This window comes from Nocardioides sp. Leaf374 (assembly GCF_916862475.1).
GTDB lineage: Bacteria > Actinomycetota > Actinomycetes > Propionibacteriales > Nocardioidaceae > Nocardioides > Nocardioides kribbensis.
Window position 1 is genome coordinate 20,330 of sequence record NZ_CAKASO010000006.1, and the last position, 22,811, is coordinate 43,140.

Below are 22,811 nucleotides of genomic sequence, written 5' to 3' on the forward strand. Positions count from 1 at the left end.
ATCCCTCGTCGAGAACGAGCCGTTGCTGATTTGCAGTCGGCAACCGTTGTGCTAACGCGCTACGACGGGGGCCCGGTCAGCCGTGCGGAGCTTGAGAAGACCCACGTGATAGGCAGAGTGGCCCGCGAGGCAGACGGCTCTGGCTCGCCGGTCCATGCCCGAGTTGTCCTTGGTGGCTTCGGCCCGCAGCTGACTATCGACAAGTCAGGCGCGGGCCACTTGCCGGTTCAGTGGCTCGATGATATCGACAATCTAGAACCGGGTCGATACGAGGCGTCCGCCGAGCTCTTTGGCTACAATTTGCAAAGCGCGCTAGTGCCTTTTGAGATTGAGTAGTTCTTTCGAGATTGTCGGAAAATTCAAGATGCGGGGCGTCCGATCGGGCCAGCTGCTGGTCACCGACCAACGCGCCCGCTTGCGACGTGGTCAATGAGCAGTTGCTAATTGTCGTGAAGAACCGCCTGAGGTTCACGCCCGGGTCTGGTCTTCATGCCTGACTTCGAGCCCGCCGTGGCACATCGCCACGGCGGACTCGAAGCCCGTGGGCTGCTCGCGCTGTCCAGGGTGTGGGCCACTCTGCCCAGGTGACGCCACCCGGGCTGACGGTTCGGACCCGCGCGGGTTGGACTTGACCCGCTCTGATGGACACCAGATTGTGAGCCGCAGGCTCACGAAGGGAGTCCGTTATGGGCCGTCCATGGAAGTACCCAGCTGAGTTCCAGAGCGAGGCTGTTGGTCTGGTCCTGACCACCGACAAGCCGATGGCCGAGGTCGCTCGCGACCTCGGGATCAACTACAAGACCCTCGGCGCGTGGGTCCGCAAGGAACGCGAGCAGAAGACGCTCGACGCCCTGCCGGGCGCGCTCAGCGAGCATGAGCGTCTGGAGTTGAAGTGGCTGCGCAGGGAGGTCGCCGACCTCAAGGTCGAACGCGAGATCCTGCGCAAGGCAGCCGCCTAGTTCGCTAAGGAGACGACCAGGTGAGCCGCTTCCGGTTCGTCTCCGAGCACCACCAGTCCTACGGGATCAAGCGGCTCTGCCAGGTGCTCGGCGTGAGCCGATCGGGCTACTACGCCTGGACCACCCACGGCCCGTCCACGCACGCGCAGCGCGACGCTTGAGTTGGCAGCCGTAGTCACCGAGGTTCACAGCCGTTCGCGGCGCACCTACGGCTCACCGGAGGTGCATGCCGAACTCGGTCGGCTTGGGCACCGCACCGGCCGCAAGCGGGTCGCGCGTCTGATGCGTGAGCACGGCTTGGTCGGCGCGCACTCCCGCCGAAGGTGGCGCACCGGGAAGCCGAACACCGCCTGGGCACCCGACCGCGTCGAACGCGACTTCAACCCCGCCCGCCGCGACCAGCTCTGGGCCGCCGATGTCACCCAGTTCCGCACCGACGAAGGCTGGCTCCACTTCGCCGGCGTCGTCGACCTCCACTCACGTCGCGTCGTCGGCTGGGCCATGGGCACCGCACCCGACGCCGACCTGATCATCGACGCACTCGTGATGGCACTCGAACGCCGCCGACCCGACCAACGACCCATCCACCACGCCGACCGCGGCGCGGCCTGGACAAGCCTCGCCTTCAGCCAGCAGCTCGAACGGCTCGGGATCACAGCCTCGTTCGGCTCCACCGGCGACGCGTTCGTCACCGCCGCGGTCGAGTCGACCTGATCCGTTTTGAAGCGGCAACTGGCCTGGATCCACGGCCGGCAGACCCGGCCCACCCGAGACCTGCTGCGCTCAGCGAGCGTCGACTACATCGACCTTTTACAACACCACCCGCATCAAGCAGCGGCTCGCGGCGCGTTCATCGAGTGGCCTATCAGTTCCTCCCCACCGGCCTGGGTACGTCGGGTCCGGCGGTGCACGTCGTCGTTGGGGACCCCGCGGCCGGGCCGGCTGTCTCGTATGCCGCGGGTTTCACGGTCGGCGAGATGGAGGCGCGGCTCGCGGTCACCGGGTCTCGTGATGCCGCCGTCGGGGGCGCTGGGCCGACGCGCAGTGGACCACGCTGATCCGGCTCGCGGTGGGCTAAGCGCGAGGGTGGCGGTAAGGGGACAGCCAACGACCGCGGCGTGGGTCCTCCCGCTCGCGCGTCGCACGTCGCGAGTAGCAAGCCGCATCTACCGCCGAGGCGTCTCGACAGCGGTGCGCTCGCGTTCACGGCGGGCCAACCACCAGAACGCCACCCACAGCACCACCCCCACGGTGAACAATGCCGCGAAAGCCGTCCGCATCACGAGGAGCCACGTGCCTTGCGGGTCGCGGGTGGACTCGATGACGTTGGCGATGATCGACAGGGCGAACCCTGCACGCGCCATCTGTCCCCAGAGCCGGCGCCGCCTGTGGTGGGGGGATAGCCCGGCCAGGTCTGACCCGGGGTCCTCGCTGCGCATGGCAGGGACGGTAGTAGCCATCGGCCGTGGCCGACCGGGCTGACCAGTCCTGCCGGCGTGAGGGGGAGACGAGCCACTCCTGTTGAGGCATCAAGACCGGGTCACGTCAGGAGCGAGGGGGCGCGACGTGCAACGCAACGGCCGTGACCGGTCATGTATGGGCTGACAGTGACATCCGAGAGGGGCTTTCGATGGACGACGATGACCACTTCACCGCCCGGCTGCGCCGCGCGGCCCCGCAGCCACCGGCCTCGGTCGATGCTCTGGCCCGCCAGTTGGTGCGCGAGGTGGGCGATCAGGCGCGGGGCGCCGTTCCTCTTCGGCGACGGCGCGGCCGCCGAACGATCGCAGCGGGTGCGCTCGCCGGTGTGGTGGCTCTCTCGGGGGCGGGCACCCTGGCGGCACATCAACTGAGTGTGCCTCCTTTTCAGACCCTTGAGGAAGGGATCGAACGCGCGAAGACTCCGGTCACGGTCGAGTACGTCAACTCACTGGGCCAGACCGTGAAGTGCTTGGCGTTCATCGAGTACAGCAACCTCTCCTCCGAGCAGCGCGCCACGATCGAAAGCGTCTTGCAGGACGAGCAGTGGGAGGGATATGGACAGCGCACCCTTGACTCCCTCGGCATCCCCACCGCCTCGCCCAACGAACAGAACCAAAGGCTGTTCAACGTCGTGACCAACGACCTCTGGCAGGCTGCGCATCGGGCCCTCCCCGAGCTCGAGCTGCGCAGCTTCGACGACGTCCCGACCGTCACGGGGGCGTCGATGTCGTGCGCCGAGCCTGGAGGTGTCGATGGCCAGGCGTGAGGCGGGAACGGGCTCGACGGCACCAACTGAAGCCGAACGCGTCACAGAGGCGCTGGATGTCAACGCGGCCGACCTGCTCGGATACTTCTACCGACGCCTCGAGGTCCCTGAAGACGCAGCCGACCTGCTGGCCGAGACCGCCGCGACCATCTGGCGTCGGGCCGAGGCATTGCCGCGGCCCGCTGAGGAGGCGCGCATGTGGTTGTTCGGGGTCGCCCGCAACGTGCTCGCAAACCACCGGCGCACGGTCCGGCGCCGCAGCGCCTTGGAGGAGAAGTTGCGCGCTGACCTCGCGGCCTCACCGGTCGATCCCGAAGAGGTGGTCGACATCGACCTACATCACGCTCTCAGCGCCCTCGACCCCCTCGACCAAGAAATCATCCGCCTGACCTACTGGGAGGGATTCAGCCTGAAGGAGACCGCGCGGCTCCTCGAACGCCCCGAGGGCACTGTCCGGAGCCGGCACCACCGAGCTCGGGAGCGGATGCGCCGCACCCTTGAGCAATCGAGTGCGGCACAAGCACGGTGACGCGCGCGCCTGGAGACCGAGAGGGGTGCGGACCCGATCGGGGCGGTCCGCGATCCGCGGCCGTTCTGCGAGGACATCGAGTCCTTCGAGCCCCGATGAGCTTCGACTACGGCGTGGCGCCGCGCAGCGACTACCTCTTCGTCACGATCACGCCCACCCGACCCGGCGAAGCGCACCTCGCATCGGTGACCGTCGACTACCGGCGCTCGGCGGCTCATCTGGGCCAGCACGGCACCCAGACGTTGCGCGTCGTGAGGGAGATCAACGTGCGCGAGAGCTGACTGCCGCGATCCGGATCGAACGAATCACGCGCGCATCCTCCGCACCTCGCCTCCCTACCTCTGGGCCGCGTGCGCTGAAGGTCAGGAGGGGGGAAGGCCCCGTCCCTCGTCTCGCGCCGTTGGGCTAAGTCGGTTCCAGCGGAGTGAGCTCATCTTCGACGTAGAAGGCGTCGCGGTCTGCGATGCATGGCTGCCCGGTCGCTCTGAAGGTTCCGCCACCGGCGTCCAACAGACTCCCCGATCGCACGACGGCGCCGCCCTCCGGGTCACGGATGACGGGGCCCTGGTCGGTCTGCTCGGCAGTGAACCCTGCTGGCCACACGACGTCGACCCGGCTCCCGTCCTCGGTCCGGAGGATGACGCAACCGTCGCTGTCGGCGGTGAGCTCTACGTCGGTCAGCCGCAACAGCGCCTCGCGTCGCGGGTCGAGGGGGGTCCAGTCCGATGTAGCGATCTGCAGGCGCTTCGACACATCCGCCGATGTGGTGCTGCCAGGCCCCGAGGTGGCGGGTGCGACGGGGTCCTGGTCGGCGCACCCCAGGAGGGGCAGGCCCAATGCCACGGTGACTAGGACAGTGGCGATACGAATCACGGGTGATCTGACGCCGGGCGGTGCGGGTTGGTTCCCGGAGACCCCGTCCGGTGCGTCTCGCGATCGGGCGGGGCTGCCGTGGTGATGCTCGACCTGACGGTCATCGAGAGGCATCGGAGCCCGCGGCCGCCCTCCGCCAGCACACGATGCTCGCCGCCGCTGCACCTACGGCAAGAACCATCGCGAAGACGGCGAACGGCACCGACTCAGCAAGAAACAGGTTGACCCCGGCTGCGACGAAAAGCAGTGCAGCGACGACAGCCGCATTGATTGCTGCGAGCCTCATCTCAGTTCTCCCACCATGCGTAGACGACGATGGCAAGTGCGATGACGATGAACATCGACCCGCCGACCACGATGCTGATGTAGTTGCCGCCCGGCTTGCGCCGGTAACCCAGGGCGGCTGCTGCGTCGGCCCCGACCAGTATCTCAATGGTGCGACCGAAAGGACGGTTGGACAGGATTATGAACAGCCCGAAGACCCCTAATAGCAGCGCCGCGCCCAGCTGATCGTCGGTCACGGGAATTCCCTTCGGGTCGGATGTGCCTGCGGGTAGCGACGTGGCGGTCACCCAGGCGTTGAGCCTAGGGGCCAGAGTGCGAACTCATCGATACGCCGTCCTCTTGCTGGCTCGTGCGGCAACGAGTCCGACGGTGAGCAGGCCCGTGCACTGCTCGAGGCGGGCGACTCCCGAGCGGTCAGGAGCCACCAGACGGTTCCCAGGGGCGTCCGGCCCACCGTCGGACGTCGGGGGGCGCGGGCTGATCGGGGTCGAGCCAGGCTTCGTCGTGGTCGCCGGAGCCAACGCAGCCGGTGGCGTCGCGTGTGATGAAGCCCGAGGGGCCGAGGGCGTGGATGACGCCGCCGGAGGCGACGGTGCGGATGGTGTCGTCGAGCTCGGTGAGTAGGTCGGCGGACCCGTTGTCGCAGGCGTCGCAGCCACAGTCGGGAAGCTTGGCGAAGACGATCGCCCCGAGGTGGGGGCTGGTGACGGCAAGGTTGATGTTGAGTCGTGATCCGTCGGTCGTGCGGTAGCCCACGAGGAGAGAAAGGGCTCGCGGTGCGGTCGGGGTGAGCTGGTGCACAGACTCGAGTGACGTGTCAGGCGTCGGCCACTGTTGGGGGTCGACGGCCTGCGTGGTGACGATGCCCCGGGTGGTCAGTGCCTGCTGCCAGGCGGTGAGGCGGGCGTCGAGGATGGCGTACTTGCCGGGGGGAGTGCAGCGGCGGCACTCGGCTGCGGTGGGCGGCTGGCCGAAGGGGCGGGGAGCGGGCCAGGCGGGGGTGTGCCGCCCGGTCTCGATGAACGTCTCGTCGACCTCGCCCAAGACCGCAGCGAACCAGGCGGGCGCGGTCACGACGATGCTGACCCCTCCACCATGCCGTATTCGTGGGCCGCTGGCGGCGCAGCTCTCACGGAGGTGGTCCGGTTGCTCGCGGTATCGCCACTGGGCGCCAGGGCGTTGGGTAGCCGGTTACGCTTCCCCTCGCGAGATCGACATTGGTCAGTGCGACGTGGGAGAAGTTCGTGGTAAACGTTTGGAGAGCGCTTGCGGTGCTTGGATTGTTTGCCGCATTTCTCACGATCGCTTATCTGAAAAGCCAGAGCTAGGCGAGATGGCGTGGAATATAGAGACTTGGCGTACCTGATCATTCTGATTGCCGTCTGTATTGTGGCCGCGTTCCTGGGCGTGCGTCGCAATCGTGGTCGGAGATGAAGCTGTCCGCTCCGCCCCGCGTCTCGTTGCTGCCTGACGCGACCGACGACCTCGGCGAAGAATGGCTGTGAAGGTGCGCCAATGGCGGCGGCAGTAGCAATAGTTATCGGGCTGGTAGCCGGCATTGCCTCTGCTGGTCTCTTGTGGCAGTACGCAGGTTGGGTGCGAATGAAAGTGCGTGCATCCGCACTCGGATCCACGAACCCTGCCACCGAAGGTGCACTCACGCGAGCCGGGCTGATCCCGTTCATCGTGGTGCCGACCTTAGTACTGATCACTGCGCGGAACAGCCTGGCGTCCGACGATCTGACCGCGTTCCATCTGGCGTATGCGGCAAGCGCAGCGACGTACTTGATCGCTGTTCTGGTCAGGAAGTGGCGGAATGGCTAGATCGGAACCGGTGCCGGTGGTCTTCCGTGTTGAGCGCGGTTTGATCGGCGAACAGAACCGATCTTGGGTCGACCCCAATGCCGGCGCCAGCAGCAACGACGGCGCCGAGAACGCGTCACTCGCCGCCCCGAACAATGACAACAGACCACGGCGCCACGCCGCCGGCTACTACGACACGACCACCAAACTCCTCACGTTCGGCACCCGTTCATGCGTACCTCAGCTCGCACGGTGGACCCAGATGGATCCCGTGCGGGATCAGGTGACGCCCCGACCACCCGCAGCCCCTACTTGTGCACCAGCGGAGATCCCGTGAACCGATCCGACCGGAGCGGCCGGTATCGGGGTGAGGACGTGGTGGAGTCTGTAACGGAGTGGGATGAATGGGATGAAACCTGGCAGTGGGCTTCCACCACATGCGGTTGCTATTCGGCGGGCTCTGTAGCTGTCGAGGCCGTTGCGCCTCTGTCGCTCTATGCGTCGGCCGTCGCAACGCCAGCGGTCGGACTTGCTGCCGCGGCAGCTGCCGCAGTTGGTGGCTGCCACGTTGGAGGGGCGGCAGCATACTCCGGTCCGGACCAAAGGCCGCTCTGGTAGTGTTCCGATTCCTCATGGCCATTGTCGGTATCGCGATTGCGGCAGTTGCATTCGTTATGGGTTACGTGATTGCGGCAGCCCTGGCCGCACTTTTCAGCGCCATCTGGACATGGCGCTGTCTCCGTACCTCACTTCGTTCCTGAGATGGAGGGGTTGACCATTAAAATTTACTTGTGGTCAGTAATGGTTGCGACGGTTCTGCTTGGGACTGCGACCGTCGTGGGTTTCGTTCTGGAGGATCGTCCAATGAGGTGGGTGCTATTGATGGCTTCCCTGGCAATGTACTTCTTGACTGCCGTCGCCGCGATGGTCCTTTACCGATCGCGCCGCCATTCGCCGTGACGCGACAGGCTGCGGCTGAGCCTGGCCTGGGGGCCTGTTCGGCTTTAAGTGTGGATGGCGGAAGCCAAAACCACCCGCCGTGGTAGCGGCGCCGTGTGACGTGAACAGGCGTGTCAATCGTGCTGCCTGAGCGGGCGCGGCGCCGCATTTCGGGCCTGCTCGGCGCGGCAAACCCTGGCTGTAGCCGTCGAACCCCAGCACAATGGCTCTCATGTCCGCGCTCGTCGCCCTACTCGGGTCGGTGGCTCTCGTCGTCGTCGCGGCCCTCGTGGTCCTGACGAGCGCCGGCAGTCGCCGGCGGGGGGCCGGTTGGTCGGCGACGCTGGCCAGCGGCTTGCTGTTCCCGCTGGCCTGGGTGGTCTGGTACGTCCGGGACGAGCGTCCTCTCGCGCACTACCGCGGCCGGTAGCGCTGCCTGCCGCTCACGGCAGGTACGGGTTGGCGTTCACTCGACCATCAGGGCGGGCCAGCCTGACGACGCGGATGGCGCGCGGTTGCGCCGCCCTGGCGGCGCGGGCTGCCGCGTGCTCCCGCCAGGTCAACCAGGAGGCGAGTTCGTCCCGGGCGGGGTCGCTGGTGCGGTTCGCCAGCGCGGGCGTTGCCTCGGCGCGGGCCAGATCGAGGCTGTGGGTCGAGGCGAGGTCCTCGCAGACCAGCCGGGCCAGGCGCGGGTCGTGGAGGTGCTAGCCGTCGGCGTGGGCCTGGGCCAGGTGCTTGGCTGCGGTGGTGATGTTGTCGTGCTCGGCGGACCAGGCCACGACCAGCCAGACCATGTGGGCCACGCAGCGGGGTCGGCCCAGTCGAAGTAGACGCGCTTGGGGGTGCGAGCCCCGCCGGTGCGGTCGAGCAGCCGGTCCTTGATGTGGCCTTGTCCAGCCGTCGGCGTTGACCGAGCGTGGCGATGCGGGTGATGGGCCGGTAGAACCGGTCTCGAGGGCATCCGGCCTCGTCGCGGCAGTCTGGGCAGGCTTGGGCGCCATAGGACGTCCAGGCGGCGGTGTTCTCGACCGTGGCCCAGCCTGGCGCTGGGCTCGGCCCAGTTGGCGTGCAGGCTGGTGACGCTCTTTGCCAGGTCGCCTCGCACCCGGGGGTCGTCGAAGAACTCGTGGCGTTGCTGTGTTGAGCGCGGTCGGGGCTGTGGTGGCCGCCGACGGGCACACGTTGATCGGTCCTTTGCTCATCGTGGGCGGCTTCTTGGCTGCCGTTGTGGTGGCGGTGGTGGCCTACCAGCGGCGAGCTCCCGGCGATCCGCTCTGACGTGGCCTGCTGGATAGGCCGGCCCGCTTGAGAGGACCAGACCGGCAGGGGCGTGTGAGCTAGCCCAGCGTTAAGTCTCGCCCCGTCAACTGAGGTGATTGACGGATACGTTACGGGGCTTCCACCTGCTTCGGGCGAACAGTATTGACGGGCGGCTGCCGTCACGAAATGGCTACGCTCAAGAGGTGATACTCGGAATCGCCCACACGCCCCCGCGCGAGGACCCCGACGTCGCTTCGGTGGAACAGTTGCTAAGGGCGGCCGCCCTCTGTGCGACAGAAACTCCGCCTCTCCTGAACGGCCGGATGGTCGTCAGCCACGCGGTTTGGCTGTGCGCGTGCGAGACGCTGGACACCTCACCGACCTGGCTGATCTATGCCGTAGGTAAGCATGGAGTTGCCTGGCAGAGGCTTCGACCCGGCCAGGATGCCCGCCGGGTCGTTGACGCCCAGCATCTGACCGGTGACCATCCCTCACCTTCGTCGGTCTTGCGATGGTTGCGGGGCGCCCCGCCCACCTTCGACTCACTATCTCCGGGCGACCCAGCAATCTACGCAGAACTCCTCGATCGAATCAGGCGGCCCGGTTACCCGGGGTCACCCGACTAGGGCAGAGAAGAGCCGCGAGCCATGACACGCGGCGATATGAGGCATGGCCGATCGACGCGCGGGAGGCGACGACCTAGTCGAAGACGGTCACTTCCTCGGCATGATGACGACCGTGGGCGGCGATGCCACCGCGCCATGTAAACCGGACGCGCTGATCGGCGGCAAGCGATCGGTACCCGTCAGCAACAATGCTCGAAAAGTGCACGAACAGAACCTCGCCATCGTCGGCGGTGATGCGTCCGTAGCCCTTTTCCTCCCTGAACCAGCGGACCGTCCCCGCGCGCTCCACGCCCCGTAGCTCTGGTCGGCGCACGTCCAGGTTATTGCTCACTTTTCGAGCCTAGGGTGCACCCACGATCTTCACATCAGGTTATCGCCGTCAGCGGGTCCCCCGGCGTCCGTCACGGCGCTATGACGTTCGCCGGGTCTGGTAGAGGCGACTGCCTACTCGTTCAGCTGTCGACGTGCGCGCTGCATGGTGAGGGCCATCGCTGCCATGACAAGACCGATGAGGCACATCGCAATGCCTCCACCCAATTTTCCTTGGACCATGAGAAGCAGCCCGAATGCAACCAGAAGAAGACTTCCCACAATTCCCGACACGATGCCTGTTCGGGACTGAATGGGGCTCGAGGCGGCGAATTTTCGATGATTCTCCATGAACTTGCTCACGCAGTCACCATACGGCTACTGCGGATGCCTCCGCTCAGCCGAGCGGGTGAATTCGGCTCTGCCCGAGCCACCTCAGGCCAATCTCCACGCCACCGCGCCGATAGCCGTAGCTGCAAGTACAGCCACAACGGCCCACTGCGTCCCACTGGGCCGAGGGTTATGGGTTAGTGGCAGGAGGGCCTGCAGAATCGCTGATCCCGCCACCGAGAGTCCGGTCCCGATTGCGACCATGAACCAAGGCGCACCCGCTGCCGCGCCGGCCGCCAAGCTGATGAGTCCTACGGCCGCGTCAGTGAGTACTCGGATGGGACTCGAGAATCTGGCCGCACCAGAATCCTTCATTTCTGCCCACCTCGATTCCCTCGCGTTACGCACTATCGTGCACCCCCTGATGCACGCTGGCCGCCCAATCTATCGGGGGTGTCCTGGCCGCCGACGGTCGCACGCTGATCGGTCCCTCGCTTATCGTGGGAGGTTGCTGGTCGCCGCTGTGGTGCCGGTGTTGGCATAGATGCGGCGAGCTCCCGGCGATCCGCTCTGACGTGGCCCGCTGGATAGGCTGCCCCGCTTGCGAGGAGCAAGCGTTCGCGTGCTCCGTCCCTCGCGTCTCGAAGGACCTGCGTCCTAGCGCTCTTGCATGCCGTCGCCCTGGGGAGGCTGGGCTCGCCGCTCCACCCTCCGGTAGATCACCACTGCTGCCACGAACCCGACAACTGCAGCTACCAGCAACGCGACCATGCTCGTGACGGCGCCCGTGATAGCCAACACGAGTCCGCTCGCAGCTCCAATGAAGAAGCCGCCTTGAACCGCCGAGTTTCCAGCGCGACGTTCTTGACTCATCACTGCAGCACCTTCACGTAGAAGGCGAAGGCAAGACCCGCGATGATGAAGATGGCGAAAGCCACCTGCTGTAACGGACCCACGTAGGACTCCCCTTTCAGGCCGCTAGATGTCTTCGCGGTCGCCCCAACAGTATTCACCGTAGGTTCCTTCGGCCGGACTGATGCAACCCGCTGCCGTCGCGGTCAGAGGGTCGCTCCGTGCTCGAGAGCGGCTCCGACACCGTATCCGCCGTTCTGCGGGGCCTGTGGCGGGGCCAGCTGGTCGAGCGCGATCCACTCCTCCAGCAGTGGCGTTCGCGGAGAAGCGCAGGGCGCGACAGCGCCGTCCCTGAGCTCAACAGAAACTCAACAGAAAGCCCGGGATCCGCCCCTCCTGTCGATGACGCAGCGTGAGCCACGAGGTAGGCCCGTGACTAGTTTAAGCAGGTCAGAGCGCTGTATGCGGTCTCCGCTGACGGTGTAGGCCGCGGCTAATCGACAGGAGAAGGTCGTCGCTTCGATTCCGACAGGCGGCTCCACCACCAGCCCCTGACCTGCAGTGATGCGGTCGGGGGCTTCGTCGTTCCCGGCCCCCGTGGGGAGCGGCCTCCTCGGCGGTTGTGGGCGCGCCGTCGGAGTCAGTCGTCGGCGTCGTCGAAGCGGGTCCGCGCCTGGGCGACCGCCTCGCGGTGCTCGACCGTCCACCGCAGGAGGGCCTCGATCGGCTCGCGGAGGGTCTTGCCCAGGGGAGTGATGTGGTAGCGGACCGCGACGGGACGGCTGCGCATCACCTCCCGGTCGACGATGCCGTTGCGCTCCAGTCGACGCAGGGTCGCCGTGAGCGACTTCTGGGTGACGGGGATCAGGCGCCGCAGCTCGTTGAAGCGCCGGGGTGCCTCGCACAGCTCCTCGAGCACCAGCACGGACCACGTGTCGAGCACCTGCCCCAGCAGCTCGCGGTGCTCCGCGGTGACGACGAGCCGGTCGGAGGTATCACTCACGATACCTAGGCTAGTTGAAGTGCCCTTTCGCTACCAGGTATCACTGCGATACCTACTAGCCAGGAGTGCCGCCATGACAGTCAGACTTCTCGACCCCCGCGGAATGATGGAGCAGGAGGCCTACCACCACGTGGCCGGCGCTCGCGGCACCACGTGGGTCACCGTGGCGGGCCAGGTGGGTCGGCGCGGCGGTGAGGGGTCGGCGGAGGTGGGGGACCTCGCGACCCAGGTCGGCCAGGCGCTGCGCAATGTCGGTCTCGGCCTCGCCGGCGCCGGTGCCGGCTTCTCGGACGTGGTCCGGCTGACGTTCTACGTCACCCGGTGGTCCCCCGAGGACCTCCCCGCCTTCATGGGCGGGGTGCAGTCGGTCGCCGAGGAGCTCGGGTTGCCGATGCCGATGCCGCCGGCCTCGCTCATTGGGGTCGAGACGCTCTACGAGCCCGACGTCAGGGTCGAGGTCGAGGCGACCGCGGTGCTCGACTGAACGGTCTCGCCCAGGGTGGCGGGTGGACCCCGGCATGGTCGATCTTGACGCCGTCAACATTCAGCGTCACGATGATGTTGCCACTGTCCACACGAGGAGCCGCCATGACCCGTCGACACCTGACGCTGCTGACCGTCTGCCTGGCAGCGCTGACGATCAACGCCAACACCACGGTGGTCAACATCGCGCTGCCGACGCTCGCCGAGGAGCTCGACGCCGGCACCCGGTCGCTGCTGTGGATCGTCGACGGCTACAACCTCTCCTTCGCCGCCCTGGTGCTCGCGATGGGCAGCCTGTCGGACCGCTTCGGGCGCCGGCCGGCACTGGTGCTCGGGCTGCTCGGCTTCGCGGTCGCCAACGCGGCCGCGGCCATGGTCGACAGCAGCGAGGCGCTCGTCGCGCTGCGCTTCGTCACGGGGGTCAGCGCCGCGGTGATCTTCCCGACGACCCTGTCGATCATCGCCAACGCCTTCACCGACCGGCGTGAGCGCGCGTCGGCCCTGGGAGCGTGGGGCGCCTCGGTCGGGGTCGGCGTGGCAGCGGGGCCGGTCATCGGCGGGGCGCTGCTGGAGCACTTCTCCTGGCACAGCGTCTTCTGGGCCCAGGTGCCGCTCGCCCTGGTGACCGCGGCGATGGCCCTCGTGCTCGTGCCCGAGTCGCGCGACACCGGCGTACCCCGCATCGACAAGCCGGGCCTCGTCGTCTCGGTGGCCGCGCTCGGCACCCTGACGTGGACGATCATCGAGGCCCCCGAGCACGGCTGGCCGAGCCTGGAGACGGTCCTCGGGCTGGCCCTCGCCGTGGTCCTCGTGCTCGCGTTCGTCCTGGTGGAGCGGCGCGTCGAGCACCCCATGATCGACGTGACCCTCTTCCTCGACCGCCGCTTCAGCGCCGCGTGCGGCGCGGTGACGATCGCCTTCTTCGCGATGTTCGGGTTCATCTTCCTCATCACCCAGTACTTCCAGTTCATCCAGGAGTACTCCCCGCTGCAGACGGGGGTGCGGTTCCTGCCCGTGGCGGTCTCACTGGCCCTGGCCTCGGTCGCCGGGGGGCTGCTGGCGCCGCGCCTCGGCACCAGGCTCGTCGTCACCCCGGGCCTGGTGATGCTGGGCTCGGCGTTCCTGTGGATCTCGACCATCGGCGCCGACGCGCCCTACGCCAGCGTGGTCGTGCCGCAGATGCTGCTGCTCGGGTCGGGCATCGGGCTCATCAGCACCCCCGCCACGGAGTCGATCCTGCGCGTCCTGCCGCCCGCGCGCGCCGGGGTCGGCTCGGCGGTCAACGACGCGACCCGCGAGCTCGGCGGCACCCTCGGGGTCGCGGTCGTCGGGTCGCTCTTCGCCTCGCAGTACGGCGACCGCCTGGTCGCGCTGGCCCAGGGGAGGCTGCCCGACGGCGTCCTGGCCGAGGCTGCCGACTCGGTCGGTTTCGCCTACGGCGTCGCCCAGCAGGCGCCGCCGTTCCGAGCCGCCCTCGACGCCGCCTTCCTCGACGGGCTCGCCTTCGGCTGCGTGGTGGTCGGCGTGCTCTGCCTCCTCGGTGCGGTCGCCGCCCTGGTCGCGCTGCCCGGTGACCGCTACGACCCGAGCGGGGACCCGACGCTCGTCGAGGAGGAGCAGGGCGTGGCCACGTCGCTACGGTGAGCGGCATGTCGCGCACCGCCTACCACCACGGCAACCTGCGGGAGGCCCTCGTCGCCGAGGCCGTCAGCGCCGTCCGCGCCGACGGCGCGGAGGCCCTCTCGCTGCGCGAGCTCGCCCGGCGCGTCGGGGTCTCCCACAACGCGGCCTACCGCCACTTCGCCCACCGCGACGACCTCGTGGCCGTCGTGGCCGAGCGGACCATGACGGCCCTGGGCGGGGCCATGGAGCGTGAGCTGGGCGGGGTCGACGAGGCCGACCCGGTGCTGCGGGCCCGGCTCAGGCTGGCCGGGGTGGGGCGCGCCTACGTCGAGTACGCCCTGGCCGAGCGGGGGCTCTTCCAGGTCGCGTTCGGCTCACGGGCCGGCGAGAACGCCGACCAGGTGCTCAAGGAGACGCCGTACGTGCTGCTCGGCCAGGCGCTCGACGACCTGGTGGCGGTCGGCTTCCTCTCGACCGAGGCCCGCGTCGGGGCCGAGGAGCTGTGCTGGTCGACCGTCCACGGGTTCGCCTCGCTCGTGCTCGCCGGGCACGTCCAGGTAGCCGACCTCGCCGACCACCTCGACCGCCTGCTGGGAGCCGTCGACCGCTCGCTCGGCGCCAGCACCTACCGGGCCGACCGGGCCGCCACCTGAGCGACGCCCCGCCGCAGCGCGTGCGCCGCGTCGGGAGCCGCGCCGCCGTCGGACCGTCTCACCCCGATCGGCCTGGTGCACGTCAGGGTCGGGGTGGTTGTGTGGAGGGACGGCCGTGACGTGCGTTACAGGACATGTCCGTGTGGGGCCGCGCCGTGCACCAGGTGAGGAGTGAAGATGTCCGGAAACAGGATCGTCGTCTACAAGGGTCCCGGAGAGGTCGCCGTCGAGTCGATCGACTACCCCAAGCTCGAGATCCCGGGAGAGGTCTCGAAGTCCATGGGGATCAAGCAGCGGGCACCGCACGCGGTGATCCTGAAGCTCGTGACCACCAACATCTGCGGCAGTGACCAGCACATGGTCCGCGGCCGCACGACGGCCCCCGTGGGCCAGACCCTCGGTCACGAGATCACCGGCGAGGTCGTCGAGGTCGGCGACGACGTCCTCTTCGTCAAGGAGGGCGACATCTGCTCGGTGCCCTTCAACATCGCCTGCGGTCGCTGCCGCATGTGCAACGAGGGCAAGACCGGCATCTGCCTCAACGTCAACCCGGCCCGCGCCGGAGCGGCGTACGGCTACGTCGACATGGGCGGGTGGCACGGCGGCCAGGCGGAGTACGTCATGATCCCGTTCGCCGACTTCAACCTGCTGAAGTTCCCCGACCGGGACGCCGCGCTGGAGAAGATCCTCGATCTCACGATGCTCTCCGACATCTTCCCCACCGGCTACCACGGCGCCTACACCGCCGGTGTCACCACCGGCTCCACCGTGTACGTCGCGGGCGCCGGACCCGTCGGGCTCGCGGCCGCCTTCTCCGCGCAGCTGCTGGGTGCCTCCGCGGTGATCGTCGGCGACATGAACGCCGACCGCCTCGCGCAGGCGGCGAGCTTCGGCTGCGAGACCGTCGACCTGAGCAAGGGCGACGACCTGGCCGACCTGATCGAGCAGGTGCTGGGCGAGCGCGAGGTCGACGCCGCCGTCGACGCGGTCGGCTTCGAGGCCCGCGGCCACGGTGAGGGAGCGGCCGAGGCGCCGGCGACGGTGCTCAACGACATCATGACCGTCTCGCGGGCGGGCGCCTCGCTGGGCATCCCGGGCCTCTACGTCACCGGTGACCCCGGCGCCGTCGACGACGCCGCCAAGGAGGGCCAGATCGGGGTGAAGCTCGGGCTGGGCTGGGCGAAGTCCCACGCCTTCGTCACCGGTCAGTGCCCGGTGAAGAAGTACAACCGCCAGCTGATGAACATGATCCTGGCCGACAAGGCCCACATCGCGAAGGCCGTCAACGCCACCACGATCAGCCTCGACGACGCCCCCCGGGGCTACCAGGAGTTCGACGCCGGGTCGGCGAAGAAGTACGTCATCGACCCGCACGGCATGGTCGCCTGACACAGCACGGCAGCGGTGGTCGCCCCCCGCGGCGACCACCGCCGCCGGCTCGCGGTGCCGGGCCGACGCGGTGGCCGGCGTCGTGGGCTCGGCCGAGGAGTCCCTGGTCGGCCGCCCGGGCGGCAGCCGTGCTGTCGGGTCTGCCGCACGAGCTGGTGACAGCCCGGCCCGTCACAGGTCGAGCACGTCGGCGAGGGGACGTCGGGGGGTGCGGGGGAGGTCGCTGCGGCTGATCGCCTGCCACCCGACGCGCACCAGCAGCAGCGGCTCGCCGTAGCCGTGGAGCAGACGTGCCGTGATGCCTGCGCGCGTCGACTCGTCCTCGACGGCCTGGCTGAGCGGCACCACGGAGAGACCCTGGCGCGTCGCCTGGAGCCACAGGGCGCTCAGGCCCCGGCCCGCGTCGAGCCAGGCCTGCACCGTCGGGGCCGCCGTGCAGAGGACGACGAGACCGTCGGTGCCCTCCAGCTCGCGTCCGGGGTCGTCGGCGCCACCCGGAGGGAAGCGGCCGGGAGGGTGGGCACCGTCGGGAGCCGCCCCCGGCAGCGCGTCGCTCGGTACGCCGTCGGCCGTGCCGTGGTCCACCCAGTCCTGCTGCTCGGCCACGAGGTCGGCCGCGGCGCGGTGGTGCGCCAGCGCCGTCGCCACCAGTGCCTCGGCGTCGTGACGGGCGGTCTCGTCGAGCAGGGCGACGGCGCGGACGTGGTCGCCCTCCGCGCACGCCGCGAGGTGCAGCAGCACCTCGTCGGGCACGGGCCAGGAGGTGAACCGCCGTCGGTCGGTGCAGCGGTGCTCGATGGCCTCGACGACCTCGCCCGCCTCGGGGGTGGGCGGGGCGGGTGACAGCGTGAGCCGCGCCAGCAGGTCGGGGCGGCGGGGGTCCGGCTGCAGGCGGGTGTCGGCGGACCAGCCGAGCGCGCCCGCGGCGGTGACGGCGTGGTGGAGCGCCGCCCCGCAGCTGAGGGTCAGGTTGCGTCCCTCGGGGTCGCTGAGCCCGAGCTGGCGGGAACGGTCGGCCCAGAGCTCCATGGTGGCGCCTCGCGCGCGCCACCGCCACGGCTGGGTGTTGTGGAAGCTGGGGGCCCTGGTGGCGAGCTCGGCGATCCGGCGCACCACGGCAGGTGGTGGGGCGGTGGCGGTGGTGGCGGTGGGCATGATGGTCTCCTTCACGGGTGGCGGGCTGGAGCCGGAGGTGGGTCTCACGGGGCGTAGTGCTCGCGCGGCACGACGACCGCACGGCCGTCGACGGCCCCGGCGGCGAGCGCCTCGTAGGCCGCGGGTGCCTCGTCGAGGGAGTAGGGGTGCACGTCGGCGTGCACCAGTCCGCGAGCGGCGAGGTCGAGCACCTCGACCAGCTCGCTGCGGTTGCCCCAGTAGGTCGACTGCACACTCGTCTCGTAGGGCAGCCCGAAGAACGACACCGGCAGGCTCCCGCCCCCGAGGCCGACGATGGTGAGGTCGCCCAGCTGCCGGACCACGGCCGCGGCCGCGGCGAGGGTCTCGTCGGACCCCACGAAGTCCAGGACGACGTCGGCCCCGACGCCCCCGGTGAGCTCGCGGACCTGCGCGGTGAGGTCAGGACCCGGGGCGAGCACGTGCTCGGCCCCGCTCCTCTTCGCCGCGTCGCGCGCCGACTCCCTCGTGTCGACGGCGATGACGCGGGCGGCCGTCGTCGCGCACAGCACCTGGACGCCCAGGTGGCCCAGGCCCCCGACGCCGATGACCACCGCCGTCGAGCCCGGCGTCAGCTTCAGCCACGACCGGCGCACGGCGTGGTACGGCGTGAGCGCCGCATCGGTCAGGGGCGCGGCGTGCAGGGGATCCAGGCCCTCGGGCAGCGGCACCAGATAGCGCGCGGCGGGCACGAGGAGGTAGTCCGCCATGCCCCCGTCGAGGCCCAGGCCCCCGCCGCCGCCCGCCACCGGAGCCAGGTCGGGCCGCTCGCAGGCGGTCTCCAGCCCGGCCCGGCACCGGGCGCACCGCCCGCACCCCCACGCGCCGACGACGGCGACCGGCTGGCCGGGCTCCAGGCCCGACACGTGGGCGCCGACGCGGTGCACCCAGCCGGCGTTCTCGTGTCCGAGGGTGAAGGGCGGCTCCCAGGGCAGCTGCCCGGGCCCGAAGTCGTGCATGAGGTGGAGGTCGGAGTGACAGGCGCCCGCCCCACCAACCTGCACCACCACCTCGCCGGGGCCCGGGGTCGGCACGTCGACGTCGGTCAGCACGGCCGGGCTCTGCCAGGCCATCAGTCGTAGGGCTCTCACGGGCGCTCCTCAGGTCGGGTGTCGCCCCAGCGTCTCCAGGGCGGGGCCGGCTGGGGAGGGCCGCAGGTCGCGCGGGTGCGGGGCCGTTGGTCCCGAGCGGCCAGGCGGCGGCGAAGTGCCCCTCCGACCGGGCCGAACGGCACTCATGCCCGGGGCCGGACCCGCCTAGCGTCGACGCATGACGAGATCCGGATCCGCCGCAGCCAGGGCGCGCAGCGCCGTCGTCGGGGTCGCCGTGGCCGTGCTGTGCCTGACGGCCTGCGGCGACGCCTCCCCCCGGGCCGACGACCGGACGTCGTGGCGCGAGGACCCGGGCGCCGGCATGCCGATGGACGGCGGCACGGGCAGGGACGACGGCATGGGCAGGGACGACGGCATGGGCATGGACGACGGCATGGGCATGGACGACGGCATGGGGGCGGGCACGGGCATGCGGTCCGAGAGCGAGGCCGGCTTCCTCACCGTCATGGTGGCCCACCACGAGGAGGCCGTCGTCGCGGCCGGCCAGCTCGAGCGCTCCCCGGAGCCTGCGATGCGTCGGCTGGGTCGCACGATCGTGCGTGGTCAGACGGCGGAGGTCGAGCAGATGCAGCGCTGGGTGTCGCGGTGGCACCCGTCGGCCGGCCCCGCGGACTACGACCCCATGATGGAGGACCTGTCCGGACTCGGCGGATCCGATCTCGACACGACGTTCCTCGCCGAGATGCTCCCCCACCACATGGCGGCCGTGATGATGTCGCGGCACCTGCTGATGTCGGGGAGGGTGGAGCACGAGGCGGTGGCGGAGCTGGCCCGCTCCATCGTGCGCACGCAGACCGCGGAGATCCACTGGATGCGGGCCCGGCTGGCCGAGCAGTGACCGCACCGCCGGCGCCGAGCGGCTCCTGCCCGACGGCACACGGCCGGTGCGACCGCGGCGCCGTCACCACGGGCCGAGGTCCCGACCTGTCGGGACGTCTGCATCTGGGCCGCTCGTGAGGCCCGCGATGGGGTGGAGGCATGACAGCACAGCGTCCGCACGTGGTGGTCGGGGTAGGGGAGTCGGCCCCGGGTCGAGCGGCTCTGAGGTGGGCCCACGACCTGTGCCGTGACCGCGGGTGGGTGCTCGACGTGGTCACCGCGTGGCCCGACCTCGGTGAGCAGCTCGTGCGCGAGGTGCCCGGGCACTTCTGCGAGGCGCGCCACCGGCTCGTCACGGCCCAGGCCGAGGCCCTGGGGGAGGCGGGGGTCGACGTCGACGGGCCCGACGTCCAGGTGCACGTCGTCAACGGCGACCCCGTCGACGCCCTGGTGGATCGCTCCGCGCAGGCCGTCATGCTGGTGGTCGGGACGTCGGGCGAGGGCCGGTCGGCCGCAGCCGGGCACCCCGCGATCGGCGAGAGGTGCCGCGCAGCCGTCACCTGCCCGGTGGTCGTCGTCGATGCCGACCGGGTGCCCACCGGGGCCGGCCCGGTGGCCTGCGAGACCGGCCGCCCGTGGGTGACCGGCGTCGAGCCCTGGGTCGAGCTGCGACGCACCCACTCCGGCGCTGTGCTGCTCGTCGGGGACCACGCCCTCAAGCTCAAGCTGCCGGTGCGCCTCGGCTTCCTGGACTTCTCGACCCGCGAGGCCCGGGTGGCCGCGGTCAGGCGCGAGCTGCAGCTGAACCGTCGCTTCGCCCCGGGGGTCTACGAGGGGCTCGCGACGCTGGGGCCCGCCGAGGACGACGGCGAGCCCGTCGTGGTGATGCGCCGCCTGCCCGACGGGGCTCGGCTCGGCACCCGGGTCAGGGGCGGGGCGGAGGTGTCGGACAGCGTGGTGGCCGTCGCCCGGCTCGTGACCTCGCTGCACGACCAGTCGCCGCGCCGGGCCGAGATCGACCACGAGGGCACCGCTCTCGCGACCCGCGAGCGGTGGCGGTCCACCCTCGACCAGATGCGGGCGGCGAGCCACCCCGGCGTCGACGACGCGGACCTGGCCGAGATCGACCGGCTGGCACAGACCTACCTCGCGGGCCGTGCCGCGCTCTTCGAGCGACGGGTCGCGGACGGGCGTGTGGTGGACGGTCACGGTGACCTCCTCGCCGAGGACGTCTTCGAGGTCGACGGACGACCACAGCTGCTCGACTGCCTCGACTTCGACGACCGGCTCCGCTACGTCGACGGGCTCGACGACGTGTGCTGCCTGGCGATGGACCTGGAGCGCCTCGGAGACCCTGCGGCGGCCCGGCTCCTGGTCCGCTCCTACACCGCTCGGGCGAGCGACCCGGCCCCCACCTCGCTGGTGCACCACTTCACGGCCTACCGGGCGCTGGTGCGGGCCAAGGTCGGGTGCCTGCAGGGAGCGGCCGACGGCGAGGGCGAGGTCGCTCGCCACGTCAGGCTCGGCCTCGACCACCTGCGTGCCGGCGCGGTGCGGCTGGTGCTGGTCGGAGGGCCGCCCGGCACGGGCAAGACCACCCTCGCCGAGGGACTCGCACAGCGGTGCGGCCACGCCGTCGTGAGCAGCGACCGGATCCGCAAGGAGCTCGCCGGCCTCGATCCCGACACGCCGGCGCCCGCGGCGTACGCCACCGGCCTCTACGCCCGCGACGTCACCGCACGCACCTACGAGGAGATGCTGCGGCGTGCGGGCCGGCTCCTCGCGATGGGCGAGACGGTGGTGCTCGACGCCACCTGGGGCGACGACGCGCACCGGGAGCAGGCACGTCGCCTGGCCGCCGGGTCGAGCGCCGCCCTCGTCGCCCTGCGGTGCTCGTTGTCGCTCGCGTCGGCCCAGGAGCGCATCGGGCGCAGGAGCGCGGGCCCCTCCGACGCCGACGCCGACATCGCGGCCCGTGCGCGGGCGGCGTGGTCGCCGTGGCCCGACGCGCACCGCGTCGACACCGCGCTGCCGGCCGAGGAGTGCGTGGACCGGGCGGCCGACGTCGTGGCGCGCACCAGCGCTGCGGTCGAGGGGGTCCAGCTGGGGTGAGGCACGCCCCCGCTGGACGGCACCCGACGTACGGCACGCGACGTGCGGCACGCGAGGGGCCGCGCTCAACCGACGGGCGTCGGCGTGGCGCGGGCGGCCGCGGACCGGTGGGCCAGGGCCAGCAGCGCGAGGGCCGTGAGGGGCGCGAGCGGCCAGCGGACGGTGCCGTCGGGCTGACCGAGGCCGTAGGCGGCCATGGCGCCGACGCCGGCGCAGACGACGCCGACCTCGGCGAGGGGGACCAGGGGGCGGCGGCGTCGCGGCACGTGGGTGGGGGCGGTCTCGACCCGGCCGAGGACGAGGACGACCAGCGCGGTGGCGAGGACGAGGACGCCCAGCCACGCAGGACGCAGCACCCACCACGCCGCCGTCGCCGGGTAGGCGTGGAGGCCGAGGCCTCCCAGCGCCAGGGAGCCGGCCGCCAGCAGGGAGAGGACGGTGAGGTGCCACAGGTAGACCGTCATCGACCGGGGCCCCACCGCGAGGAGCAGTGCCGCCACCCCGCGCACCGCACCGACCCGCTGCAGCCACGGCTCGACGGCCAGCACCACCGCCGCCTGGGCCAGGCCGAGCAGCAGGAGCGGGAGGCGCGGGGGGTAGGTGTTGTTGAGCCCGAAGCCCGACACCCCCACCATCGAGACCCCCCACGGGCCCACCGCCACCAGACCGACCGCCGCCGCGACGGCTGCGACGGCGGCCGTGCCGAGCACGGCCGGGCGGGGCGAGCGGCGGCGGTCGAGCCAGCAGTACCCGAGCTGGTGCACGGTGCCCCAGACGAGGACCACGTCGAGGGCGCCGACGGCCATGCTGCCGGTGGCGATCTGTGCGAGGTCGACGACGGCGACCGCCACGCAGGGCGCCGCGATGCTGCGCCAGCCCCAGCGCAGCCACAGGGCGTCGGTGAGGGGCACGGCGGCGACGGCGACGACGTAGACGGCCAGGAACCACGTGGCTCGCAGGGACGTGTCGGAGCCGACCTCGAGCCACCGGCGCTGCGGCGCGAGGGCCAGCGACAGGGGGGCCGCGAGCGACCAGAGCAGGAGGAGCGGCACGAGTGGCCGGGTCAGACGCGAGAGTCGTCCGCTCAGCCAGGTGCCGTAGGTGTCACCGCGGCCACGGGCGTGGCGCCACGACCGCGCGTTGACGTAGCCACCCACCAGGAAGAACAGCGGCATGACCTGGAGCAGCCAGGTGAGCGGGTGCGTCCACTCGGCGCGCGCGAGCAGCCCGGAGCGCATCAGGACACCGGAGTCGTCGACGTAGAGACCCTGCTTGAGCCAGTGCCCCGCGACCACGGTCAGCAGGGCCGACACCCGTACGACGTCGACCGCGAGGTTGCGACCGGGGGCCCCCGCCTCCAGGGTGCCCGGGCCCCGGCTCGTCCTGGTGCGGTCCATGTGCCCATCCAGGCCCGGCGGGGGCGACCGCGAC

Annotated in this window: 23 protein-coding genes; 13 read left to right on the forward strand and 10 right to left on the reverse strand. The window is 70.3% G+C overall.

Annotated features, from left to right (window positions below; translation table 11 throughout):
* The first annotated feature begins 686 nt into the window (after positions 1 to 686).
* From LPA27_RS04290 to LPA27_RS04300, 3 genes are read left to right on the forward strand one after another with little or no spacing between them, the layout of a single operon-like run.
* On the forward strand, positions 687 to 959 hold the full coding sequence (locus tag LPA27_RS04290) for a transposase (RefSeq protein ID WP_228941627.1): 273 nt from the start codon (positions 687 to 689) through the stop codon (positions 957 to 959).
* 20 nt (positions 960 to 979) lie between these two features.
* The gene (locus LPA27_RS04295) at positions 980 to 1,120 is read left to right on the forward strand and encodes a hypothetical protein (RefSeq protein ID WP_228941628.1); all 141 of its coding nucleotides are present in this window, start codon (positions 980 to 982) and stop codon (positions 1,118 to 1,120) included.
* Between the two features lies 1 nt (position 1,121).
* Positions 1,122 to 1,673, forward strand: coding sequence for an IS3 family transposase (locus tag LPA27_RS04300; RefSeq protein WP_228941629.1), 552 nt, complete (start codon positions 1,122 to 1,124; stop codon positions 1,671 to 1,673).
* A 452-nt stretch (positions 1,674 to 2,125) separates the two neighbouring features.
* Here the strand turns inward: LPA27_RS04300 and LPA27_RS04305 are convergent, their stop codons facing one another.
* Positions 2,126 to 2,398 carry a hypothetical protein gene (locus LPA27_RS04305; protein ID WP_228941630.1) on the reverse strand — a complete coding sequence of 91 codons (273 nt, stop codon included), beginning with the start codon at positions 2,396 to 2,398 and terminating at the stop codon, positions 2,126 to 2,128.
* Between the two features lie 191 nt (positions 2,399 to 2,589).
* Here LPA27_RS04305 and LPA27_RS04310 point away from each other — a divergent pair, with 191 nt between their 5' ends.
* The 3 genes from LPA27_RS04310 (at position 2,590) to LPA27_RS04320 (ending at position 4,017) form a co-directional block, all read left to right on the forward strand.
* A complete protein-coding gene (locus tag LPA27_RS04310; protein ID WP_228941631.1) occupies positions 2,590 to 3,207 on the forward strand; it encodes a hypothetical protein in 618 nt (205 codons plus the stop codon).
* Positions 3,194 to 3,736: an RNA polymerase sigma factor gene (locus tag LPA27_RS04315; protein WP_228941632.1), complete on the forward strand. Its 543-nt coding sequence runs from the start codon at positions 3,194 to 3,196 to the stop codon at positions 3,734 to 3,736. Before LPA27_RS04310 ends, LPA27_RS04315 begins: the two co-directional genes overlap by 14 nt.
* Positions 3,737 to 3,831: 95 nt before the next feature.
* On the forward strand, positions 3,832 to 4,017 hold the full coding sequence (locus LPA27_RS04320; protein WP_228941633.1) for a hypothetical protein: 186 nt from the start codon (positions 3,832 to 3,834) through the stop codon (positions 4,015 to 4,017).
* 124 nt (positions 4,018 to 4,141) lie between these two features.
* Here the strand turns inward: LPA27_RS04320 and LPA27_RS04325 are convergent, their stop codons facing one another.
* The 3 genes from LPA27_RS04325 to LPA27_RS04335 all read right to left on the reverse strand — a co-directional run bounded on the left by LPA27_RS04325 (position 4,142) and on the right by LPA27_RS04335 (position 5,968).
* Positions 4,142 to 4,609, reverse strand: a complete 468-nt coding sequence (locus tag LPA27_RS04325; protein WP_228941634.1) for a hypothetical protein — start codon at positions 4,607 to 4,609, stop codon at positions 4,142 to 4,144.
* A 287-nt stretch (positions 4,610 to 4,896) separates the two neighbouring features.
* Positions 4,897 to 5,130, reverse strand: a complete 234-nt coding sequence (locus LPA27_RS04330; RefSeq protein WP_228941635.1) for a hypothetical protein — start codon at positions 5,128 to 5,130, stop codon at positions 4,897 to 4,899.
* 178 nt (positions 5,131 to 5,308) lie between these two features.
* Positions 5,309 to 5,968: a DUF6226 family protein gene (locus tag LPA27_RS04335; RefSeq protein ID WP_228941636.1), complete on the reverse strand. Its 660-nt coding sequence runs from the start codon at positions 5,966 to 5,968 to the stop codon at positions 5,309 to 5,311.
* Positions 5,969 to 7,868: 1,900 nt separating this feature from the next.
* Here LPA27_RS04335 and LPA27_RS04340 point away from each other — a divergent pair.
* A complete protein-coding gene (locus tag LPA27_RS04340; protein WP_228941637.1) occupies positions 7,869 to 8,066 on the forward strand; it encodes a hypothetical protein in 198 nt (65 codons plus the stop codon).
* 1,529 nt (positions 8,067 to 9,595) lie between these two features.
* Here LPA27_RS04340 and LPA27_RS04345 read toward each other — a convergent pair.
* The 3 genes from LPA27_RS04345 to LPA27_RS04355 all read right to left on the reverse strand — a co-directional run bounded on the left by LPA27_RS04345 (position 9,596) and on the right by LPA27_RS04355 (position 12,016).
* Positions 9,596 to 9,811, reverse strand: a complete 216-nt coding sequence (locus tag LPA27_RS04345) for a cold shock domain-containing protein (RefSeq protein ID WP_228941709.1) — start codon at positions 9,809 to 9,811, stop codon at positions 9,596 to 9,598.
* 155 nt (positions 9,812 to 9,966) lie between these two features.
* Positions 9,967 to 10,194, reverse strand: coding sequence for a hypothetical protein (locus tag LPA27_RS04350; protein ID WP_228941638.1), 228 nt, complete (start codon positions 10,192 to 10,194; stop codon positions 9,967 to 9,969).
* A 1,459-nt stretch (positions 10,195 to 11,653) separates the two neighbouring features.
* Positions 11,654 to 12,016, reverse strand: coding sequence for a winged helix-turn-helix transcriptional regulator (locus tag LPA27_RS04355; protein ID WP_228941639.1), 363 nt, complete (start codon positions 12,014 to 12,016; stop codon positions 11,654 to 11,656).
* Between the two features lie 73 nt (positions 12,017 to 12,089).
* On the opposite strand from LPA27_RS04355, the gene LPA27_RS04360 reads away from it, so the two are divergent.
* The 4 genes from LPA27_RS04360 (at position 12,090) to fdhA (ending at position 16,164) form a co-directional block, all read left to right on the forward strand.
* On the forward strand, positions 12,090 to 12,500 hold the full coding sequence (locus tag LPA27_RS04360; protein ID WP_228941640.1) for a RidA family protein: 411 nt from the start codon (positions 12,090 to 12,092) through the stop codon (positions 12,498 to 12,500).
* Between the two features lie 104 nt (positions 12,501 to 12,604).
* The gene (locus LPA27_RS04365; RefSeq protein ID WP_228941641.1) at positions 12,605 to 14,143 is read left to right on the forward strand and encodes an MFS transporter; all 1,539 of its coding nucleotides are present in this window, start codon (positions 12,605 to 12,607) and stop codon (positions 14,141 to 14,143) included.
* 5 nt (positions 14,144 to 14,148) lie between these two features.
* Positions 14,149 to 14,775: a TetR/AcrR family transcriptional regulator gene (locus LPA27_RS04370; RefSeq protein ID WP_228941642.1), complete on the forward strand. Its 627-nt coding sequence runs from the start codon at positions 14,149 to 14,151 to the stop codon at positions 14,773 to 14,775.
* Positions 14,776 to 14,952: 177 nt separating this feature from the next.
* Positions 14,953 to 16,164 carry a formaldehyde dehydrogenase, glutathione-independent gene (fdhA, locus tag LPA27_RS04375; protein ID WP_056863208.1) on the forward strand — a complete coding sequence of 404 codons (1,212 nt, stop codon included), beginning with the start codon at positions 14,953 to 14,955 and terminating at the stop codon, positions 16,162 to 16,164.
* 171 nt (positions 16,165 to 16,335) lie between these two features.
* Here fdhA and LPA27_RS04380 read toward each other — a convergent pair whose 3' ends face one another.
* Both LPA27_RS04380 and LPA27_RS04385 read right to left on the reverse strand, forming a co-directional pair.
* Entirely contained in the window at positions 16,336 to 17,319 is a 984-nt protein-coding gene (locus tag LPA27_RS04380) for an Acg family FMN-binding oxidoreductase (protein WP_228941643.1), read from the reverse strand.
* Between the two features lie 44 nt (positions 17,320 to 17,363).
* Positions 17,364 to 18,428 carry an NAD(P)-dependent alcohol dehydrogenase gene (locus tag LPA27_RS04385; RefSeq protein ID WP_228941644.1) on the reverse strand — a complete coding sequence of 355 codons (1,065 nt, stop codon included), beginning with the start codon at positions 18,426 to 18,428 and terminating at the stop codon, positions 17,364 to 17,366.
* Between the two features lie 178 nt (positions 18,429 to 18,606).
* Here LPA27_RS04385 and LPA27_RS04390 point away from each other — a divergent pair, with 178 nt between their 5' ends.
* Positions 18,607 to 19,287, forward strand: coding sequence for a DUF305 domain-containing protein (locus LPA27_RS04390; RefSeq protein ID WP_228941645.1), 681 nt, complete (start codon positions 18,607 to 18,609; stop codon positions 19,285 to 19,287).
* Between the two features lie 140 nt (positions 19,288 to 19,427).
* Entirely contained in the window at positions 19,428 to 21,380 is a 1,953-nt protein-coding gene (locus LPA27_RS04395) for an AAA family ATPase (protein ID WP_228941646.1), read from the forward strand.
* Positions 21,381 to 21,445: 65 nt separating this feature from the next.
* Here LPA27_RS04395 and LPA27_RS04400 read toward each other — a convergent pair whose 3' ends face one another.
* Positions 21,446 to 22,777: an acyltransferase family protein gene (locus tag LPA27_RS04400; RefSeq protein WP_228941647.1), complete on the reverse strand. Its 1,332-nt coding sequence runs from the start codon at positions 22,775 to 22,777 to the stop codon at positions 21,446 to 21,448.
* Between the last annotated feature and the right edge of the window lie 34 nt (positions 22,778 to 22,811).

Bases quoted from the DNA above. Each gene is read 5' to 3' on its own strand.
- LPA27_RS04290 (WP_228941627.1), top strand. From the start codon at position 687: ATGGGCCGTCCATGGAAGTACCCAGCTGAGTTCCAGAGCGAGGCTGTT.
- LPA27_RS04305 (WP_228941630.1), bottom strand. From the start codon at position 2,398: ATGCGCAGCGAGGACCCCGGGTCAGACCTGGCCGGGCTATCCCCCCAC.
- LPA27_RS04310 (WP_228941631.1), top strand. From the start codon at position 2,590: ATGGACGACGATGACCACTTCACCGCCCGGCTGCGCCGCGCGGCCCCG.
- LPA27_RS04315 (WP_228941632.1), top strand. From the start codon at position 3,194: ATGGCCAGGCGTGAGGCGGGAACGGGCTCGACGGCACCAACTGAAGCC.
- LPA27_RS04320 (WP_228941633.1), top strand. From the start codon at position 3,832: ATGAGCTTCGACTACGGCGTGGCGCCGCGCAGCGACTACCTCTTCGTC.
- LPA27_RS04340 (WP_228941637.1), top strand. From the start codon at position 7,869: ATGTCCGCGCTCGTCGCCCTACTCGGGTCGGTGGCTCTCGTCGTCGTC.
- LPA27_RS04360 (WP_228941640.1), top strand. From the start codon at position 12,090: ATGACAGTCAGACTTCTCGACCCCCGCGGAATGATGGAGCAGGAGGCC.
- LPA27_RS04365 (WP_228941641.1), top strand. From the start codon at position 12,605: ATGACCCGTCGACACCTGACGCTGCTGACCGTCTGCCTGGCAGCGCTG.
- LPA27_RS04370 (WP_228941642.1), top strand. From the start codon at position 14,149: ATGTCGCGCACCGCCTACCACCACGGCAACCTGCGGGAGGCCCTCGTC.
- fdhA (WP_056863208.1), top strand. From the start codon at position 14,953: ATGTCCGGAAACAGGATCGTCGTCTACAAGGGTCCCGGAGAGGTCGCC.
- LPA27_RS04380 (WP_228941643.1), bottom strand. From the start codon at position 17,319: ATGCCCACCGCCACCACCGCCACCGCCCCACCACCTGCCGTGGTGCGC.
- LPA27_RS04390 (WP_228941645.1), top strand. From the start codon at position 18,607: ATGACGAGATCCGGATCCGCCGCAGCCAGGGCGCGCAGCGCCGTCGTC.
- LPA27_RS04395 (WP_228941646.1), top strand. From the start codon at position 19,428: ATGACAGCACAGCGTCCGCACGTGGTGGTCGGGGTAGGGGAGTCGGCC.
- LPA27_RS04400 (WP_228941647.1), bottom strand. From the start codon at position 22,777: ATGGACCGCACCAGGACGAGCCGGGGCCCGGGCACCCTGGAGGCGGGG.